Origin of the sequence: Methylobacter sp. (assembly GCF_030680395.1) — a bacterium.
In the GTDB taxonomy this organism is placed as follows: domain Bacteria; phylum Pseudomonadota; class Gammaproteobacteria; order Methylococcales; family Methylomonadaceae; genus Methylobacter_A.
On sequence record NZ_JAUXVR010000044.1, the window covers coordinates 211,447 to 231,472 of the forward strand.

At 50.5% G+C, this 20,026-nt stretch carries 14 protein-coding genes and 1 tRNA gene; 8 read left to right on the forward strand and 7 right to left on the reverse strand.

Annotated features, from left to right (window positions below; genetic code table 11):
• Window positions 1–82: 82 nt before the first annotated feature.
• Entirely contained in the window at window positions 83–1,063 is a 981-nt protein-coding gene (locus Q8L79_RS18770) for a malate dehydrogenase (protein WP_305274220.1), read from the reverse strand.
• A gap of 306 nt (window positions 1,064–1,369) precedes the next feature.
• Here Q8L79_RS18770 and Q8L79_RS18775 point away from each other — a divergent pair, with 306 nt between their 5' ends.
• The 8 genes from Q8L79_RS18775 to Q8L79_RS18810 all read left to right on the forward strand — a co-directional run bounded on the left by Q8L79_RS18775 (window position 1,370) and on the right by Q8L79_RS18810 (window position 11,036).
• A complete protein-coding gene (locus tag Q8L79_RS18775) occupies window positions 1,370–2,227 on the forward strand; it encodes an NADP-dependent methylenetetrahydromethanopterin/methylenetetrahydrofolate dehydrogenase (RefSeq protein WP_305274221.1) in 858 nt (285 codons plus the stop codon).
• A gap of 31 nt (window positions 2,228–2,258) precedes the next feature.
• Entirely contained in the window at window positions 2,259–3,584 is a 1,326-nt protein-coding gene (locus tag Q8L79_RS18780) for a glycerate kinase (protein ID WP_305274222.1), read from the forward strand.
• A 28-nt stretch (window positions 3,585–3,612) separates the two neighbouring features.
• Entirely contained in the window at window positions 3,613–4,866 is a 1,254-nt protein-coding gene (gene glyA, locus Q8L79_RS18785) for a serine hydroxymethyltransferase (RefSeq protein ID WP_305274223.1), read from the forward strand.
• 97 nt (window positions 4,867–4,963) lie between these two features.
• Window positions 4,964–6,637 carry a formate--tetrahydrofolate ligase gene (locus Q8L79_RS18790; RefSeq protein ID WP_305274224.1) on the forward strand — a complete coding sequence of 558 codons (1,674 nt, stop codon included), beginning with the start codon at window positions 4,964–4,966 and terminating at the stop codon, window positions 6,635–6,637.
• Between the two features lie 62 nt (window positions 6,638–6,699).
• On the forward strand, window positions 6,700–7,629 hold the full coding sequence (locus Q8L79_RS18795; RefSeq protein ID WP_305274225.1) for an exopolyphosphatase: 930 nt from the start codon (window positions 6,700–6,702) through the stop codon (window positions 7,627–7,629).
• A 303-nt stretch (window positions 7,630–7,932) separates the two neighbouring features.
• Window positions 7,933–8,742: a spermine synthase gene (locus tag Q8L79_RS18800; protein WP_305274226.1), complete on the forward strand. Its 810-nt coding sequence runs from the start codon at window positions 7,933–7,935 to the stop codon at window positions 8,740–8,742.
• Window positions 8,742–10,907, forward strand: coding sequence for a YgiQ family radical SAM protein (locus tag Q8L79_RS18805; protein ID WP_305274227.1), 2,166 nt, complete (start codon window positions 8,742–8,744; stop codon window positions 10,905–10,907). The genes Q8L79_RS18800 and Q8L79_RS18805 overlap by 1 nt, the downstream gene beginning before the upstream one ends.
• 53 nt (window positions 10,908–10,960) lie before the next feature.
• Window positions 10,961–11,036, forward strand: a tRNA-Thr gene (locus Q8L79_RS18810).
• An 81-nt stretch (window positions 11,037–11,117) separates the two neighbouring features.
• On the opposite strand, the gene Q8L79_RS18815 is transcribed toward Q8L79_RS18810, so the two are convergent.
• The 6 genes from Q8L79_RS18815 to Q8L79_RS18840 form a co-directional block, all read right to left on the reverse strand.
• A complete protein-coding gene (locus Q8L79_RS18815; protein ID WP_305274228.1) occupies window positions 11,118–13,109 on the reverse strand; it encodes a DEAD/DEAH box helicase in 1,992 nt (663 codons plus the stop codon).
• Complete coding sequence (locus Q8L79_RS18820) at window positions 13,102–15,249, reverse strand: hypothetical protein (RefSeq protein ID WP_305274229.1); 2,148 nt, start codon at window positions 15,247–15,249, stop codon at window positions 13,102–13,104. The genes Q8L79_RS18815 and Q8L79_RS18820 overlap by 8 nt, the downstream gene beginning before the upstream one ends.
• Window positions 15,250–15,412: 163 nt before the next feature.
• A complete protein-coding gene (locus Q8L79_RS18825) occupies window positions 15,413–17,293 on the reverse strand; it encodes an HlyD family efflux transporter periplasmic adaptor subunit (protein ID WP_305274230.1) in 1,881 nt (626 codons plus the stop codon).
• Window positions 17,290–18,582: a TolC family protein gene (locus Q8L79_RS18830; RefSeq protein WP_305274231.1), complete on the reverse strand. Its 1,293-nt coding sequence runs from the start codon at window positions 18,580–18,582 to the stop codon at window positions 17,290–17,292. The genes Q8L79_RS18825 and Q8L79_RS18830 overlap by 4 nt, the downstream gene beginning before the upstream one ends.
• Before the next feature lie 214 nt (window positions 18,583–18,796).
• Window positions 18,797–19,579 (reverse strand): hypothetical protein, encoded by a 783-nt coding sequence (locus Q8L79_RS18835; RefSeq protein WP_305274232.1) that lies wholly within the window; start codon window positions 19,577–19,579, stop codon window positions 18,797–18,799.
• Window positions 19,534–20,019, reverse strand: a complete 486-nt coding sequence (locus Q8L79_RS18840; RefSeq protein WP_305274233.1) for a hypothetical protein — start codon at window positions 20,017–20,019, stop codon at window positions 19,534–19,536. The genes Q8L79_RS18835 and Q8L79_RS18840 overlap by 46 nt, the downstream gene beginning before the upstream one ends.
• Between the last annotated feature and the right edge of the window lie 7 nt (window positions 20,020–20,026).

Below are 20,026 nucleotides of genomic sequence, written 5' to 3' on the forward strand. Positions count from 1 at the left end.
GAATAACACTGTAGGGGCTACTTTGTAGTCGCTCCTGCAAGCATAGGTATCTACCAGAGGAGCTTGGGCTAAACCGCCTTTTTTACCTCAACAAATGCTTAACCGCATCCCTTTCTTCTTTTAACTCAGTCTCGGTAATACGCATTCTTTGTCGACTGAAATCGTTAATCTCCAAGCCTCTTACAACATTAACCTCGCCATCAACTACCGTTACCGGGAAAGAGTAAACCAACCCCGATTCAATGCCGTAATTGCCGTCCGATAACACAGCCATGCTTACCCAGTCGCCTGGTTCGGTACCCAAAGCCCAGGTTTTCATCTGGCCTATCGCCGCATTTGCAGCCGATGCGGCGCTGGATTGCCCTCTGGCTTTAATGATTTCCGCTCCCCGCTGCTGAACGATGGGAATAAATTCATTAACGTACCAACCCTTATCAACCAAAGACAAGGCATCCTGTCCTTTGACCTTGGCATGATAGATGTCCGGGTACTGCGTAGTCGAATGATTACCCCAAACAGTCATATTTTTTACATCAACCGGCAAAACGCCGCATTTTTCAGCCAATTGGCTTAACGCCCGATTATGATCCAACCGTGTCATTGCAGAAAAATTCTCCGGCCTTAAATCCGGCGCATTGCTCAAGGCAATCAGGGCATTGGTGTTGGCAGGGTTACCCGTTACCAAGATTTTTACCTTTCTGCTTGCGACGTCATTCAAGGCCTTGCCTTGAACCGCAAAAATCTCTGCGTTCACCTCCAACAAATCCTTGCGCTCCATGCCCGGTCCTCTTGGCCGCGCGCCAACCAAAAATGCATAGTCAACATTCTTAAAGGCCACGTTGGGATCGTCTGTGACTTCAATGCGATGCAGCAGGGGGAAAGCGCAATCCTTTAACTCCATGACCACGCCTTGCAAGGCGCTCATTGCAGGGGTTATTTCAAGTAAATGCAATACGATCGGCTGGTCGGCCCCGAGCAGCGCACCGGCGGCCAATCGAAACAGCAAAGAATAACTGATTTGGCCTGCGGCGCCTGTTACAGCGATGTGAACGGGTGTTTTCATCTATTTTTCCTTTAATTTTATATTTTTTCCTAAGCTTGTTTCGATAAAGCTACCAAAATACCCGGAAAATATTACAACCAAATCCATTCCCGACAACGCACAACAACCACAGCATAAATCCATTTTTACAGATAATAACGAAGATAAGCCTCTACAAGCAAGCATATCAAAAAAACATACTCCAGATTCAAGCCGCACCCAAACAGGAAGCAGGCTAAATAAGGCACTGTTGAGTTTATTGAGTATAATATGCCGGTTTAATAATCGTATTCATGCATACTAGCCAAACCCACTACGAGTAAGTTAATGAAAAAACTGCTATTCCAATTCGATACAGACACTCACCCTTCAGTTTTCGATACTGTTGTAGCCTATGACGGCGGTGCAGATCATGTCATCGGACACGGAGGACTGACACCTGAAAATATCACGGCTCTGGTAGAAGGCACGATGTTTACCCGTGCGCCCAAAGACAAGAAAAATACCGCCATTTTTGTTGGCGGCAGTGACATGATCGCTGGTCAGGCATTATTTGTTGCCGTGCAAAAACACTTTTTTCCAGGCTTTCAGGTCTCAGTCATGCTCGACAGTAACGGCAGCAATACCACAGCCGCCGCCGCTGTTGCAAAACTTGCATCCAGCGGCACACTGGCCGGTAAAAAAGCGGTAGTACTGGCCGGTACCGGCCCGGTAGGACAACGTGCGGCGGCGATGCTGGCAAAGGAAGGCGCAGAGGTATCATTAACAGCCCGTAAAATGGAACGTGCCGTTCAAGCCTGCGACAACATGAAAGCACGCTTTGGCGTCAACCTGACCCCTATTGAAGCATTCGATAACGATGCCCGCGCCAAGGCCATTGAACACGCAAACATCGTTTTTGCTACCGGCGCGGCAGGAGTAGAGCTGCTCTCGGCCGATCAATGGCAACATAATCCCCATATCGAAATGATGGCCGATGCCAACGCTACACCTCCGCTAGGCATCGGCGGAACAGATGTAATGGACAAAGGCAACCTGCGCAACGGCAAAATCATCTGGGGCGCTATCGGTTTCGGATCGTTAAAACTGGCATTACACCGCGCCTGTATCGCAAAACTATTTGAAGACAACAAGCAGGTTTTCGATGCCGAAAATATCTTCGCGCTGGCTAAGGAAATGGCATAAACAGCCTCCATTACCTTCAATATAACCTGACATGAGCCCTTTAACAGATCAAGCCGACTCGGCATCGATAAGGCAAGACGCCTTCAGCGTTTTTCAGGCAGGCATAGCGGCGGCCGATCCTTATCAGGCGGTTAAACGCCACCTTGTCCCGAAGCTGTTTGGCTCTTGCTCAAAAGTCCATCTTATCGCGTTCGGCAAGGCAGCTTGCGCAATGGCGCAGGCCGCTTCGGAAATCATTCCTCCCGGGATGCTGGCGGGAAGAGGCATAGCCGTTACCAATTACGAGAATGTAACCGGCATCGATAATGTTGACGTGATCGGCGCATCGCATCCGTTGCCCGATGCGGCCGGGCTTAACGCCGCGAAGATCATTGCCGAGCGAGTGCATAATGCTCAACAGAATGAACTGGTACTGGTACTGGTGAGCGGCGGCGGCTCGGCGCTGATCCCCTACCCCGCCGATCAAATTACCTTGCAGGAAAAGATTGCCACCACCGATCTGCTGTTGGCCTCCGGCGCGACCATCAACCAAATTAACTGTGTACGCAAACATTTGTCGCGACTAAAAGGCGGCGGCCTGGCCCGACTGGCTGCACCCGCCCGTTTGCATGCATTGATTTTGTCCGATGTATTGGGCGATGATCTAAGCGCCATTGCCAGCGGCCCCACCGTCGCTGACCCCACTACTTATGCCGACGCCATTGAGATTTTGAAAGCCAAGGGCGTTTGGGATCAGGTGCCTATCAATGTCCGGGGGCATCTGGAACAAGGTAAGCTGGGCAATATTGCAGAAACACCCAAGCCGGGCGATGATGCGTTTAAAAATACCGGACATACCCTGATCGGCAGCAACAGCATCAGCGTCAACGCAATGCTGCAAGCGGCTAATAATCTGGGCTACGAGACAAAACTGTACAGCGATCATTTATGCGGCGAGGCCAGAGCAGAAGCTGAAAAACTGGTTATTCACGCCAAAGCGCTTACCGTAAGCCAACCCATAGCCCTGCTGGCGGGCGGCGAAACCACGGTTACACTAAAAGGAAATGGACGCGGCGGCCGCAATCAGGAAATGGCACTGGCTTTTGCTATTGCCGCAGAACAACAAGGCCTAACCGGCAACTGGGCATTCCTGAGCGGAGGCACCGACGGCCGCGACGGTCCCACCGATGCGGCAGGCGGTGTCGTCGACCGAAACACGATACAACGCATGACTCAAGCAGGCCTAAATCCGATTGAGCTACTTGAAAATAACGATTCGTACACCGCTTTAAAAGCGTCTGACGACTTAGTGAATACCGGCGCGACAGGCACCAATGTCGCCGATCTGCAAATAGTGCTGATCCAGCCCGCACCTTAAACAAGAAATATTAATCCAGGAGAACACCATGTTTAAAAAATCAATGACCATCAAAGGCTTCGATGACGAATTATTCCAGGCAATGGAAGAAGAACGTCAACGCCAGGAAGATCATATCGAACTGATCGCCTCTGAAAACTATGCCAGCCCCCGGGTTATGGAAGCGCAAGGCTCGCAATTAACCAACAAATATGCCGAAGGCTACCCCGGCAAACGTTACTATGGCGGCTGCGAATTTGTCGACAAGGCCGAGCAATTGGCTATCGACCGCGCCAAAGCCTTGTTCGGCGCCGATTACGCCAACGTCCAACCGCATTCAGGCTCGCAAGCCAACATGGCGGTGTTCATGGCCCTGATTCAACCGGGCGACACCATCCTGGGCCTGAGCCTTGCCGATGGCGGCCATTTAACTCACGGCGCAAAACCCAACTTCTCCGGTAAAATCTACCACGCCGTTCAGTACGGCTTGCATCCTGAAACCGGTGAAATCGATTATGCGCAAGTTGAAGCGCTGGCGCTGGAACACAAACCTAAAGTGCTGGTTGCCGGATTTTCCGCCTACTCTCGTATCTGGGACTGGCAACGCTTCCGCGACATCGCCGATAAAGTGGGCGCGTACCTGTTTGTCGACATGGCGCATGTCGCCGGTTTAGTTGCCGCAGGTTTATACCCCAACCCCGTGCCGATTGCAGACGTGGTCACCAGCACCACGCACAAATCATTGCGCGGCCCGCGCGGCGGTTTGATTTTGTGTAAAAGCAACCCGGAACTGGAGAAAAAATTCGACTCCAATATCTTCCCCGGCATTCAGGGCGGCCCGTTAATGCATGTGATCGCCGCCAAAGCCGTTGCCTTTAAAGAAGCCATGCAGCCTGAATTCCGCGTTTATCAACAACAGGTTATCAAAAACGCCCAAGCCATGGCCGCAGTGTTTATGAAACGCGGTTTCGACGTAGTTTCCGGCGGCACCGACGATCATTTAATGCTGGTTTCCCTGATTGCCAAAGGCATCACCGGCAAAGCGGCCGATGCGGCATTGAGCAAAGCGCACATCACCGTTAACAAAAACGCCGTGCCTAACGACCCGCAATCGCCGTTTGTGACCAGCGGCATTCGTGTCGGCACACCTGCGCCAACCACACGTGGCTTTAAAGAGGCGGAAATGATCGAAATCGCCAATATGATGTGCGATGTGATGGAGAATATGGAAGACGAAAACGTCATTGCAACGGTACGTGACAAGGTCAGTAATCTTTGTGCGCGGTTTCCGGTTTATAGTTAATGGGTAGGTCGGGTACCAAAAGTAGGCGCTTTACGGCTGCATTGCCCGACATTTCGGCTAAAAACCAAAATCAACCAACCTTTTTTAAAAACAAACAATGTCAGATATAGAAATCGCCCAACAAGCCAACATGAAACCGATCATCGGCTTGGTTAAAGAACAATACGGCATCGACGCCGAACACCTTGACCCTTACGGTCATTACAAAGCCAAGATGTCGCTGGAATACGTCAACAGTCTGTCCGATAAAGAAGACGGCAAACTGATTTTAGTTACCGCAATCAGCCCTACCCCGGCCGGCGAAGGCAAGACCACCACCACCGTGGGCTTGGGCGATGCGATGAACCGTATCGGCAAAAAAACCATGATGTGCCTGCGCGAACCGTCATTAGGCCCGTGCTTTGGCGTAAAAGGCGGCGCGGCGGGCGGCGGTTACTCGCAAGTGGTGCCGATGGAAGACATCAACCTGCATTTTACCGGCGATTTTCATGCGATCGGCGTCGCGCACAATCTGCTGTCGGCGTTGATCGACAACCATATCAACCACGGCAACGAACTGGACATAGATCCACGGCGCATCCAATGGAAACGCGTTGTCGACATGAACGACCGCGCCCTGCGTAACATCGTGGTCGGGATGGGCGGTCCGGCCAACGGCTACTTGCGTGAAGACGGTTACGACATCGTGGTCGCTTCCGAAGTCATGGCGATTTTATGTCTGGCGACCAGCCGCGCGGATCTTAAAGAACGTCTCGGCCGCATCGTAATCGGCTATAAATCCGACCGGGTCACGCCGGTTTATGCCCGCGACCTGAACGCGCAAGGCTCGATGGCGGCCTTGCTAAAAGATGCGATCAAACCGAATCTGGTGCAAACACTGGAAAACAATATCGCGATTATCCACGGCGGGCCGTTCGCCAATATTGCCCACGGCTGCAACACCGTAACCGCCACCAAAACCGCGCTGAAACTGGCCGATTATGTGGTGACCGAAGCGGGTTTCGGGGCCGATTTGGGCGCTGAAAAATTCCTAGACATCAAGTGCCGCATAGCCGGACTCAAGCCCTCCGCCGTGGTGCTGGTCGCCACGGTAAGAGCGCTAAAATTCCACGGCGGCGTGGTTAAAGAAGAATTAAATCAGGAGAATTTGGCAGCGCTGGAACAAGGTTTTGCCAATCTTGAGCGCCATTACCACAATATTACTCACCATTACGGCCTGCCTTGCGTGGTGTGTATTAACCATTTTACTTTTGATTCCGACGCAGAAATCGCTTTGCTGAAGAAAAAATGCGAAGCCTTGGGCGCAAAATGCATGGTTTCCAAACACTGGGCTGAAGGCGGCGCCGGTGCGGAAGAACTGGCCAGAGAAATCATCAACATCGCCGATAACCGCGAACCCGGATTTAACTACGTCTACGACGAAAACCTGAGCCTCTGGGAAAAAATCGAAGCCATTGCCACCAAGCTGTACGGTGCGGGCAGCGTCACCGCAAGCCCTAAAGTGAAAGCGCAACTGGCCGCATGGGATGTAGATTACGGCAAGTTCCCGATTTGCATGGCAAAAACCCAAATGTCGTTTTCAACCAATCCGAATTCCAAAGGCGCGCCGTCAGGGCATGTCATTGAAATCAGGGATGTTCGGCTGGCAAACGGCGCAGGCTTTATTGTGGCGATTGCGGGAGACATGATGACCATGCCCGGCTTACCTAAAGTGCCTGCTGCGGAAAGAATTGATATCGACAATAACGGCAAAATCACCGGCTTATTTTAACCAAAGAGGGGTTCAGCATATTGAACCCCTACCCCCACCTCCCCTTCATCCAAGGTAATATCATGACAGACCAAAAATTTCGACTCGTTACACGCAGTGATTTTGACGGCTTAATCTGCGCGGTTTTATTAAAAGAACTGGACTTGATTGACGATATTAAATTCGTCCATCCCAAGGACATGCAAGACGGCATCATCGATATTAACGACCGCGACATCACCACCAACCTACCTTATGTCAAAGGCGTGCATCTTGCCTTCGACCATCATTTAAGCGAAACCATCCGCAACGAAAAAGCCGAAAATCACATCATAGATCCGGATGCTCCTTCAGCCGCTCGAGTTGTTTATGATTATTACGGCGGCGCAACCCGCTTTCCTGCCAGCTGGAACGAAATGATGGCCGCTGTCGATAAGGGCGATGCGGCGCAATTCAATCGCGAAGAAATCTTGAATCCGGAAGACTGGGTGTTAATGAATTTCCTGATGGATGCGCGTACCGGTTTAGGCCGATTCAGAGACTTTACCGTGTCGAATTATCAATTAATGATGAACCTGATTGATTACTGCAAAGATCATTCTATTAATGACATTCTGCAACTTCCCGACGTTCAGGAACGGGTCAATCTGTTTAAAGAACATGAAGCGGCAGCCAAAGAGCAAATTCAGCGCTGCTCTACTGTCTACAATAACCTGGTGGTATTGGATTTGCGCGATGAAGAAACCATCTACGCAGTCAATCGTTTCATGATTTATGCGCTGTACCCCGAATGCAATATCTCCATCCATGTCATGTGGGGCGTTAAGCAGCAAAATACCGTATTTGCGATAGGTAAATCTATCCTGAATCGCTCTTCCAACACCAATATCGGCGAGCTTTGCCTTAGCTATAATGGCGGCGGGCACCTGAACGCAGGAACTTGTCAGGTCGATAATCAGGACAGCGAACAACATTTAAAAGCCATTATTGCAAAAATCAACCAGGATGGCTGATTAGCTTCACACAGAGGCGCATCAACTTGATAGACGATTTAAAGCCTTGCACTTTGCCGAGGACATGAAGCTACCTTGAGCTTCGTGTCCTCGGCAACAGCGCCATGCATCGCCTGAAATGCATGCTGTTGATGCGCTACCTTCGGACTTGAACACCATCCGACGTTGACCGGACAGATCAAGACACTCTTTCCTTCCGCTGACTTTCCACTGCACCCGCGGAACCGCCGAATCAACACTCACAAGTTAAACTCTATTCTCCTGTATAATGTTTAGCCAATCTTTTAAGAACTTACTGCGTTTATGTATAGATATGAAGGCCGGGTTATCTACGAAAGTCACGATGATGACGGCATTTTAGAGGTTGTCGAGCGTGATGGCGTAAGGTCCCTGCACTTTGGCTCGTTTCCCCGGCAGAGCAGCATGCTGCTGTCCGACCCGGATAAACTGTACCTGAATTATGTGCGCGCCATGACCAGCTGGATGTTGTTCAAACCCACGCTGGATGATGAGGCCTTGATTATCGGCTTGGGCGGCGGCTCGTTAACCAAGCATCTGCTACATCACTTCCCGGACTGCCGTTTAAAAGCCATAGAATACAGGGAAAGCGTGGTCAAGATCGCGCGCAGTCATTTCGGCCTGCCCCTCGATCCGCGCCTGAAAATGATAATCGATGACGGTGCGAAATATGTGCGCCAACGAACCGAAAGCCAAAGCGAACAATACAGCCTGATGTTTATCGATGCATTTGACCATGAAGGCATGGCGTCATCAATCAGTAATCATGCCTTTTTTGATGCCTGTAAGGCTTTGCTGAAAAAAGACGGCATGCTGGTCATCAACCTTTGGGGCGGCCTCAGCAATCCCCTATTCCAGCAGGTTGCCCTGTGGCTGGGAAGTACTTTTGACTGGAGAGTTCTATTTCTCCCCGTTAAAAACCGTGGCAATATTATCGGCTTGGCCTTCAATAAAGAGGCTCCTCTCTATTCAATGAAAGATTTAAGAACCAGAGCCATCATTCTTGAACAGCTTTACCAGATCGAATTTATCTCTTATTTAAAAGAGATAGCCAAACACAATTCCAGCGTCATCAACAACTCGATACAAAAATAATGTCTACCGCCTTACAAACCGAACCCAACCTGTTCAGTTACCGCTTATACTGGGCGCAACGCTTTGGCGTTGCGCCTGTTTTGCCGATGAGCAAGGCGGAAATGGACGACCTCGGCTGGGATGCCTGCGATGTGATTTTAGTAACCGGCGATGCCTATATCGATCACCCGAGCTTTGGCATGGCGCTGATTGGAAGGCTGCTTGAAGCGCAAGGATTCCGGGTCGGCATCATCTCCCAGCCCGACTGGACCAGCGCCAAGGATTTCATGAAGCTCGGCCGCCCGAACCTGTTTTTCGGCGTGACCGGCGGCAATATGGATTCCATGGTCAATCGTTACACTTCGGACAAAAAAATCCGCTCCAACGATGCCTATACACCCAACGGCGCGGCGGGCAAACGCCCTGACCGCGCTGTCAACGTCTACTCGCACCGCTGCCGCGAGGCTTATAAAGATGTGCCTATTATCATCGGCGGCATCGAAGCCAGTTTGCGCCGCATCGCGCATTACGATTATTGGTCCGATAAGGTCAGGAAATCCGTGCTGCTGGACTCCAAAGCCGACCTGCTGGTTTACGGCAACGCCGAGCGCCAAGTCGTCGAAATCGCTCATCGCCTGGCTAACGGCGAAGCCATATCGGAGCTGAAAGGCATACGCGGCACGGTACACTTTGTTAAACAAATACCGGAAGGCTGGGCGGTTAAAGACTCCACCGATATTGATAAACCCGGCGCGGCGATGATACCTATCGACCCGTACCAGGAACAGCCTGCCTGCGATAAAAAACCGGAACAGAGCAATGCGGACGAAAAAGTCATTCATTTTGATAAATTGCAGATCAGAAACCAGCGCGCGCAAACCGTCATACGCCTACCCGCTTATGAAACAGTAAAAGACGACCCGATACTGTATGCTCATGCCTCGCGCGTCATGCATGGCGAGACCAACCCCGGTAACGCGCGCGCATTGATTCAACTGCACGGCACGCGCCAAGTGTGGATTAATCCGCCGCCTATTCCGCTGACCACCAAAGAAATGGACGGCGTGTTCGACTTGCCCTATTCCCGCGTACCGCACAAGGAATACGGCAACGCCAACGTGCCCGCCTTTGAAATGATCCAGCATTCGGTCAACATCATGCGCGGCTGTTTCGGCGGCTGCACCTTCTGCTCGATCACCGAACATGAAGGACGGATCATCCAAAGCCGATCGGAAGATTCGATTATCAAGGAAATCGAAGCCATCCGCGACACCTCGCCCGCGTTTACCGGCCATATTTCCGACTTGGGCGGCCCCACCGCCAACATGTACCGGCTGGCCTGCAAAGACCCGGAAATCGAAGCCGCTTGCCGTAAGCCGTCCTGCGTTTACCCCGGCATTTGCCCCAACCTGAACACCGACCATACGCCGCTGATTAAGCTCTACCGCAGAGCCCGCGCCTTGCCCGGTATCAAGAAAATCTTTATCGCCTCCGGTCTGCGTTACGACCTGGCCGTAGAATCGCCGGAATACGTCAAGGAACTGGTCACCCATCATGTCGGCGGCTATCTTAAAATCGCTCCGGAACATACCGAGCAAGGCGTGCTATCCAAAATGATGAAGCCGGGCATGGGCACTTATGACCGCTTCAAGGAAATGTTTGACAAGTATTCAAAGGAAGCCGGTAAAGAGCAATATTTGATCCCGTACTTTATCGCAGCCCATCCCGGCACTACCGATAACGACATGCTCAATCTGGCGTTATGGCTAAAGCGTAACGGTTTCAGGGCCGACCAGGTGCAGGCATTCTTGCCTTCGCCGATGTCCATCGCCACCGCCATGTATCACTCCGGCAAAGACACTTTGCGTAAAGTCAGTCGCTTTGCCGAAGACATTGCTATACCCAAGAGCTTCAAGCAGCGCCGCCTGCACAAAGCCTTCCTGCGCTATCACGACCCCAAAAACTGGCCGTTGTTGCGCGAAGCCTTAAAAGATATGGGCCGCAGCGAATTGATCGGCAACGGCAAGCAGCATTTGATCCCTACCTTTCAGCCCAAAGGCACGGTTGAAACGCCCGACAAAATTCAACGCTTTAAAACCAAATACACCGGACTGGACAATCCCCGTTCCGGAAAAAGCAAACCGTATTCTGCAAACAAAAATAAAACGAAAAGAAAGCCAAAATAATCCACTAAAGCACTAGCCAAAGAAGATTTGTTGTGTATAATACCCGCTTCTTTGCTGGTGTAGCTCAGTCGGTAGAGCAGCTGATTTGTAATCAGCCGGTCGCGGGTTCGATTCCCATCGCCAGCTCCAAGAATATCAAGGCTTTAGGTGCAAACCTAAGGCCTTTTTTATTGCCTGTCACTTTATCATCACGCTTTAATCATATACCGCTTATTTCTTATCTAAGCCAATGAAGCCTAATGCCTGCCGCCATTTCTTATCTCTTCGTATCGTGTCAAGCCTGATTTTACGGGCATAATGCTCAGCTTTAGTCTGCGCATAAAGAACCAGTAAGCGGAAAAGATTTTCTTGTATGAACCTGGTATTTGGCAATATTGATCTTGCCGCTGCCCGCGTGATTAACGGCGCATATCTGATAAATAACTCATCTTCCAAACTGACAATGGCTTCGACAGTCCCCGGATCGCCTTGACGGGCTGCACGGCCGAATAATTGCCTGTCCACTCGCGCACTTTCATGAAACTCGGTCAATATAACGTGCAGCCCTCCTGTTTCAGCCACTTCATCCGATAGCTTGATGTCGGTGCCCCGACCCGCCATATTCGTGGCTACCGTTACCTTGCCCGGTAAACCTGCCTGTGCGACCGCTTCCGCTTCAATATCGTCTTGGCGCGCATTCAGCACGGTATGCACAAGCCCCATGTCGGCAAGGAGCCGGCCCAGATATTCAGACCCTTCTACGGAACGCGTGCCAACTAACACGGCCCTTCCCATTGCCGCCAATTCGGCCGTGCGAACGGCTACATGCTGCCATCGCGCTTCCGAAGTCAAAAACACCCGATCCGGCAATCTTTTTCGACGGCTGGCTTTGTGCGTCGGAACCTTTGCCACCGAAATATCGTAAAACCGCTTCAACTCAGGTTCGACTTCTTTAGCAGTTCCCGTCATGCCTGAAAGGAGCAGATAGCGTCCAAAAAATCGCTGATAGGTAATTTGTGACAAGGTTTTTCGTTGCCCGCTTATTTCGCAATTTTCCTTAACCTCAATCATCTGATGCAGCCCCCGCTCCCAAGTCCTGTCAGGCATCGCGCGGCCGGTGAACTCATCGACAATCTGCACTTTGTTTTCTGCAACGATGTAGTGTTGATCCCGTTGAAACAAATATAGGGCCGACAGGGCTTTTTGTATCAGTTCATGACGCCATAAGGTCGATTTCCATAAGCCATCCAAATCCTCAGTAAGGCTCTTGAGCGTTTGATTGCCTGTCGCGGTTAGCCAAATATCCCGGTCCTTGCTCTGCACAAAATCCACATTGGCTTTTAATTGCTGCGCCACGGTAATGGCTTGGTCATAAACCTTCTCGTCAATATCATCGGGTACCGTTTCCGAAATAATCAGCGGTGTGCGCGCCTCATCAATCAGAACGCTATCGGCCTCGTCGACAATGGCCACATGTAAACCGCTTAATATTAATGCGGGCGCAGAACGGTTATTCTCCAATCGGCGAAGTTTAAGATGGGAATGCAACACTCCGCCTGCCGCGATTCGATCCTTTAAGTAATCAAAGGTCAGTTCTTTATTTGAAACGTAGACAATATTATTGGCGTATTGCTCGCGGCGCATGTCCAGAGCGGTATCCTGAATCACTACACCGAGGGAAAAGCCGAAAAAAGAAAACAGCGGCTCATTTTTTTCGGCATCGCGTTCGGCCAGATAATCGTTGACGGTAACAACATGCACTGAAGCGCCCGTGGCGGCGGCAGTACATATCGCTAAGGTAGCGGCAAGCGTTTTGCCCTCCCCTGTGGACATTTCGGCAATCTTTCCCTGTAACAGAAAACGCCCGGCCATCAACTGAACATCATGATGGCGCATGCCCAGTATGCGTCTTGATGCTTCGCGTATAACTGCAAAGGCGATCACCAGCAGATCATCGCGAAAGCCTTTTTTTTGCAGTTCCCGACCAACTGTAGACAACTCGGCGCGCAAACCGTCGTCTTGATGCTTCCAAATGGAAGACTCCAGCGCATTAACTTTTTGTACAAAACGTTTGGCTTTAGCGGTGCCGCTCGAAGAGAAGTGGGCCATGAACCCGCGCAAGCGCTCTTCAAGCTCGGATTCATGCAAGTCGACCCGTTCGACGTAGCAGCCATCGCTAACCTCTATGGTGCGCCCGGCAATCAGCGCTCGAATATCAGACACCGAAGCGACTCAGGAATAATTGCCGCAAACGGCGTAAGCCCTGCCAGGCTAAAGGCTCATTGCCATGATCGAAGCGAACGTGTACGCGCTCTCCAAACGTTACCGTTGAAACAGTCTCCGGCAGTGCAATATCTACGATAAAAACGCGCTCGACCGTCTTCAATCCGTCCGGATCGTCGGGGACGGTGGCGATGGTTCCGCCGCCGCTTAACGATAAGGCCGCAGATGGCAGTTCGTTTATCCCGCCTGCGGATTCCCTGGCTAAGTTAACGTGGTGGCTTTGAGCGATCCAATTCGATAGCCGCAGTTCTATCGACGCCAGCCGCGAGCGCACCAAATCTATATCGTCTTGGAGAACAACCACGCGCGTCAATAAAGCATCGCGTTCCAATACATAGCCGATCAGGTCGCCTTTTTTGAAATATTTGCAGGGCATATCTTGCGGCTGCGCAGCGACAAACACACCCTCGGTATTGGCATAACCGATCAGATTTTCAGCACGTTTCTCCATCTGAGTCCGCTTCTCCTGCTCGCCTTGCAATTGCCGAAACAAAACCGCAGCCTTTGTCGGTTCAGTAAATTGTTCCGCGTTATATTTTGCCTCGGTTTCTTTAACTTTGGCTGTTGCGACGGCAAGCTCGGTGAATAGCAAATCATCCTCTAAGACATACAGCGGCGTTGATTTCTTGACCCTTACGCCGGGAGAAACCAACCAGCGGCGAAAAAAACCGTTGCCCCCGGCACGTAAAATGGACTGATCAGGCAACCAGACGACTCCCTCGGCGCTGGTATAAAGCGGCATCGGCAGGACAAAGCCCAACAATCCTATACTGGTCAGCATAGTCAGCGAGACCACTAATGACGCCTTACGCCGTCGTCTCAAATTGGCTGAGCCTGTCACATGCTTATAAGCCGCCCATAAGGGTATTGCGATCAGTTTAAAACCGCCCCATAGCGCCAGTAGAACGCCGAAAATAAAAAACTTGTCGGCAATAAATAGAATGACAGACACCGTCACGAAAGTACGATACAGCCATGCCAGCGGTGTATAACAAAGCAGCCAAAGCCGTTCCGATTGGGTCTCATGCGAAGGGGCGAAATCATGCGCACCAAAGACATGCTTATCCCAAAAGTAGGTCAGGTACTTTTGCCCGCGCTGGGCGAGATTGGGAATTTCAACCAGGTCGGTAAAAATATAATAGCCGTCGTAGCGCAGTAACGGATTGCCGTTTACCACCAGCGAAGAAACGCCGGCAACCACCATCACGTTAAACGCCATCGCACGAACAATGCCCGGCTCAATCGACAGCCAAACATACAGTGCCAGCGCAGCAAGAAAAAGTTCGACCAGCATGCCTGCCGCCGCCACGATGGCGCGTTTGTATTTTGAAGGGAACGCCGCCGACGCAGAAGCATCCACATAGGGTACGGGCGCAAAGACAAGAAACATCAGTCCCATTTCATGCACTGCACCGCCCCATACTTTAACCGCGAAAGCGTGTCCCAACTCATGCAGCAACTTAACGACCGGAAAAACCAGAACCATCACCATCAGGTTGCTTGATGACAGCACGTTATCCGATAAATTGTTGGTCAACTCCGGCCAATGCTGCGCCGCCAGAAACATCGCAGGAAACACCACTGCCAGCCACAGCAAAGCGCCCGCCGGGCTAAAAAGCCAGGCCAAGCTCGGCACCCAGCGCGACAGGAAATTATCGGGATCGACCAATGGCAGCTTAAGGCTCATCGGGTTAAGGAACCACTGCTTCAAGATAGCAATGCGTTTTTTGTTATACCGCTGAAACAGCGCTACCGAATCCGGCACAGAATCGACTTGCAACAGGTCGGCCGCATGCATTTGCACCAATAAATCGACAACCTCGTTTTGGGTGCAGGCATCTCCTTCGCCTCCGGTATTAGCAAGTTCCCACAGCGTCTGAACCGACTTTGCGCCATCCATTCCCTTTACCAGCGCATAAGCTCTCGGAGAAAGCCTGTGATACCGTCCGCCGGTCTGGTCCTGCATCACATACCAAACCTGGCCGCGATACACATGGCGATGCACGCGCGCTTGCGGAGCCAGGCGCGGTTTTAACTCGGCAACGCTGTGCCATGAAGAACTGAAAATACTGCGAGTCATTGACAGCTCTTCATCTGGAAAAACTGCACTTTGTCCACGAAAGACACGAACATATTCATAGAGATTCCAGACTGTAGACCATCACTCTTTGGAAAATGGCTAAATTAAACACAACACATCGATTTATTTATTACTGTTCGTGCTTTTCGTGGACAAAATAATTTCATGGTATCCAAGTCCACAATGTCAGCGTTAACCAATCGGTAAAGCTGTGAATCAACACCCACCACAATGAATGCCGATCCGTAACAACCTTTCCTATGCCTTCCATACCTGGACGAAGCCGCGTAGACGCATCGGAAAGACTCGCCTCGACTCTGAAGAAATTTTTTCCATCCTCCGCCGTTGCGACGGGCGTCACTTTTTGCACCGTCAACGCTTGCGGATCACCTGCTATGCCGGTAATGACCAGCATTCCCATCTGCCCTATTTTTATATGACGTATTTCTCTCTCATCTATTTGCAAAATGACCCGGTAACTTTGCAACGGCGCAATCTCAAATAATTTTTTACCCACCTCAACCGGCGCTCCAACTTGCTGACTTAAATCGCCGGATACAACCAATCCGTCAAAAGGAGCGACCAAATGCGCATACTCAATCTTTTTAGTCACCAGATTTAGTTCAGCTTCAGCTTGATTCAACTGGGCTCCCAGTACCTGCACCTCCGCCAAATCATGAGTGGCCATAGCCTCGCGCAGACGGTTATCGTACTGATCGCGCTCGCTCGACCAGCGCGCCTTCTCGATCATCAGCTCATGATCATCTAAAGCCGCCAGCAATTGCCCTTGCTTGACCGTATCGCCTGCACGGACATAGGCCGCGCCGACAAAGCCATCGAATGGAGCCGATACGACGCGTTGTATTTCTCCTTCAATGACAGTTTTTGCAGTCACCCGGTAATCGATATGCACCAGCAATAAAATCGCCAACAATATAACCAATGATGCCGCTGCCGCTTTCCATATCAAATAACGCGGCCCAAACAGCTTTGCCAGTATCGATTTGGCGCCATCAGCCAGACGCACCCAGCCATTTTGTTCCGCCTTTTTTCGCTGCGAAATAATCGGGGCGGCCATCGCAGTAAAAGCATCCAGCCAAACCAAGTTTGCATTGTCAAAAGCCTTGCCGGACGACTCTAATACAAGCACACCCATGCTGCGCCCGCCCTCAAAAAGCGGACAGGAAATAACCGACCTGGAACCGGATATTTGCATCAGCTCGCGATGCACTGGGAAATGATTATTCTCTGAGCTCTTATTGATCAGTTCCATCTTGCCGTGATCGTAAGCCTCTTCCATGGCGCGCATATAAGCTTTGGCAAGCGACGTATTTTTCTCGAAGGTTGCAGCTTCCGATAGCGCAGCCAACTTGACGTTATCGTTGTTTACCAAGCCTATCGCAACCCTTGCGCAATTAAGACGCTGCCGCAGTTCGTTGACCATTTCGAATAAGACTTGCTGTAATTGTCCATGACGCAAAACAACCGCAATGACTTCCAATACCGAACCGGCATGAGCCTTGGCAGTTATTGCATCTTCCAGCTCCCGCCCGGTAAGCAAGCTCGACAGCCAGGCGCTGGCCCAATGAATGTCACGAAATATCTTATTGACATCACCATCATCGCACGCGGCTTCAACGGCAACAATCGCACTCACGCGCTGCTCTAAAAGAATTGGGTAAGCAATCTGGGTTAAATGAGCCAAATCAGGCTGATCAGGTGCATCTTCAACTTGTTGCGGTGAAGCGGTCGACTGAACAACACCGCGCCGGTCCCGCAAGCAAACCTCGACTATTTTTGCCAGTCGGCCCATGCTTGGACTTGCTTTGGGCCAAACGGCCATCGGCACATAAATTTGCATTTCCTGGTTTTCAACCAATACCGCTGCCGCGCTTGCGCCTGGAATTTGTTCGCATATCAAAGCAAGCCAGGCTTGGCATAATTCATTTGATGTATTTGCATTAACAAAAGCATCCCAAGGCGATGCACCGATTAAGGCCTGATCTTCTTGAGCCAAATCATTATCTTGTGTGTGTTGATTCACTCGACAAGCTCCGTAAGAACTTTATCCGTTGCATCTGTCGGCATGTCCACAAAAAGGGAATCTAAAGCCGCAATATCTTCATTTAGCAAAACACCCATAATCGATTTTAACTTCACAAAGTTAACGACCTGGTCATAACGGCTTTTACTGTAATCGCGTTGCGCTTCAGATAGCTTCTGCTGCGCTTCCAGGACGGCTGTTTCAAACTTCAAGCCATTGTGGCTGGCAACTGTCGCCGCTAGTAAAGCTGAGTTTGCGGCCTTGATTGCCTGCCCGGCGGCACGGGCTTTTGAGTAGGCGGAATACCAGCCATACCACGCCTGCTTGGCAGATAAAATCGATAGATTTCGTGCCGCATCAATATCGAAACGGGCTTTCTCTTTTTGCGCAACGGCCTCATCAACCTTGGCTGACTGAGTACCGCCGGAATAAATAGGCATATTGAGCTGCAAGCCAACGGTTCCCAGCATAATGTCGTACCCTGCCTGTCCTGGAAAACCGCCGACTGCCTGGCTATTTTTGCCATAGCTGGCGACCAAATCCAGAGTAGGCTGGTGCCCTGCCTGCTGCTTGCGAACCTCATGCGAAGCGGATTCATGAGCTTGTATAGCTGCCAATATATTGTGATTTCCAGCCTCCACACTTTCTAACACAGCTTTGAGCTTTTCACCGCTCAAGTCGGCAAGCTCGGCATCCGTCCGCATGAATGTAGGAGTCAATTGGTCGACATTACCGATGATTTGCTCCAATTCCGCACGCTTAAGATTTAAATCCGTTTCGGCAGATACTTGTTCAGCCATGGCTTGACCCAGTTTTGCCTTGGCCTCCTCAAGCTCCGGCCGACCAATATAATTAAGCTCAAAGCCGCGTTTCGTCTCTTCCCATCGGTGCTGGGCAACAGCAATCTGGCGCTGAGTAAACACCACCTGATCCCGAGCGGCCAACAAATCAAGCCACACGGAAACGACCTTTGCCAAAAGCTCCTGCTCGGTATTCGCCAATTGCTGCTCTGCCTGAAAGGCCGCAGTTTCAGCTTGCTGCAAGCCGATATAACTTGGACGTTTCCAGATCGGCTGCGTAAGGGTTATTTGTTCAGAATCGCTATCATATTGATCCTGCGCAGGCGGTACTTCTGAGCTACGGGTAAGATACTTCCGCTTGTTGAAATTAACATTGGCAGTCACATTGATTTGCGGCAGCAAACCGCCGAATGCCTGGTCTGTTCGCGCTCTGGCAGCCTGTACGGCGGCCTTGGCGCTCAGATAGGCAGGTTCATTAATTCTTGCCATGTCTAATAGGTAAGATAGAGTCTCCGCATGCGCTATGTTGCATAAAAAAGGGCTAATCACCAGCATCAGTCGCCAATGGCGAAGCTTATTGAAAAAGGTGGCTGGTTTTATTATCAAAATTATTTTTTGAAGGCTTAATACACTGCTTATGGACATGCAAAACTCTTGATTGGATTTGTAGCTAGCGGCACGGCTACTTGCTTTAACGTCCTATTCATTGGTTGCTGGTAGTCAGGAATTCGTCGTTCAGGTACGGGAGAAAGTCGATGTACCGGCCGTGGCCTGAGGCGTCAGTGCCGAGAGTCATGGCCGCATCGGCGCCCTCGCCTTGGGTCTCACCGACGGCTGCGCTTAGAAGATTGCTAAATATAACGTTAAAACTGGCGGAATCGGGCTTAAACTTTTTATCAAGCATTTTGGTAGTCATGGCACTACTAGATTTCGTAGTACTGGAAGGAATGGTCCACTGCTCTTGTGGACAATATTTTTTATATATTTCCTCGAACTTTCCTGAAAATATATCGGCATCTATCACATTGATAAATTCCTCCACCTTTACTATGTGACCGTCGATATTCACCAAGAACACAGCTTTATCTTTACCCGTATATCCCTCGTTTGGCATATACTTATATCCGCCTTTAGCAGTCATTGCGCCATAGTGGGGCTGCTGTACAACCTCAATCTTAGCCGCTTCGATAGCGGTCTGCATATCTGCACTATCACTCGCTTCCGGGAACAGCTGACCTGCAGCGGCTTCAGGATAAAGCGGCATATCATCTAAAAAAGATGAATAATTAGTTTTTTGTTTCAACCGTTCAAAAATTGGCGAAATCGTGCAAACCCCGACCGCTCCATACAGCGGCTCCGATGGAGATTTGGCGGGATTAGTCTGAGCAACGGTAACAATAACCGGCACTTCTTGCTGTGGTGTAACGAACATGTCCATGATCAACATATCAAATCCTTCAGGCTGGATATCAAATTCGACTTGCAATTGCTCCTGCAATGTTCGATTGGATTCCGAAACAATAGCCCCGCCACCAAATTACTTGGGATAGCAGACACAATTTCCTGTAATTTTGGCTTGTTTAGATTAATGCCAAACTGGGTATTGTAGTTCTTGTTATTTTGAGACGAAATGCCGAGCGATTTCAATATCCAGCCCATATTGCCATAGGTATTCTGGTCATAAATGACTTTACTAACGTTTTCCCATAGAGTTTTTCTGTTTTGGAAGTCTTGTGCTGACGGAGCACCTTGATCCCCTGCATGAGCTTCCCGGAAATTCAGTGCATCTGCTGCGACTCCAGAAAGTAGGTTACCATGACTATCATAAACCGTCGTCCTATCGACCCTGGCATTTAAATCGTTCCAATCAGCCAAGTAGAATGTGCTGACGCAGGAAGCGCATCGCTCGCGACTGATACGTCTCATTCTTCGA

Bases quoted from the DNA above. Each gene is read 5' to 3' on its own strand.
- Q8L79_RS18770 (WP_305274220.1), bottom strand. From the start codon at position 1,063: ATGAAAACACCCGTTCACATCGCTGTAACAGGCGCCGCAGGCCAAATC.
- Q8L79_RS18775 (WP_305274221.1), top strand. From the start codon at position 1,370: ATGAAAAAACTGCTATTCCAATTCGATACAGACACTCACCCTTCAGTT.
- Q8L79_RS18780 (WP_305274222.1), top strand. From the start codon at position 2,259: ATGAGCCCTTTAACAGATCAAGCCGACTCGGCATCGATAAGGCAAGAC.
- glyA (WP_305274223.1), top strand. From the start codon at position 3,613: ATGTTTAAAAAATCAATGACCATCAAAGGCTTCGATGACGAATTATTC.
- Q8L79_RS18790 (WP_305274224.1), top strand. From the start codon at position 4,964: ATGTCAGATATAGAAATCGCCCAACAAGCCAACATGAAACCGATCATC.
- Q8L79_RS18795 (WP_305274225.1), top strand. From the start codon at position 6,700: ATGACAGACCAAAAATTTCGACTCGTTACACGCAGTGATTTTGACGGC.
- Q8L79_RS18800 (WP_305274226.1), top strand. From the start codon at position 7,933: ATGTATAGATATGAAGGCCGGGTTATCTACGAAAGTCACGATGATGAC.
- Q8L79_RS18805 (WP_305274227.1), top strand. From the start codon at position 8,742: ATGTCTACCGCCTTACAAACCGAACCCAACCTGTTCAGTTACCGCTTA.
- Q8L79_RS18820 (WP_305274229.1), bottom strand. From the start codon at position 15,249: ATGACTCGCAGTATTTTCAGTTCTTCATGGCACAGCGTTGCCGAGTTA.
- Q8L79_RS18830 (WP_305274231.1), bottom strand. From the start codon at position 18,582: ATGGCAAGAATTAATGAACCTGCCTATCTGAGCGCCAAGGCCGCCGTA.
- Q8L79_RS18840 (WP_305274233.1), bottom strand. From the start codon at position 20,019: ATGAGACGTATCAGTCGCGAGCGATGCGCTTCCTGCGTCAGCACATTC.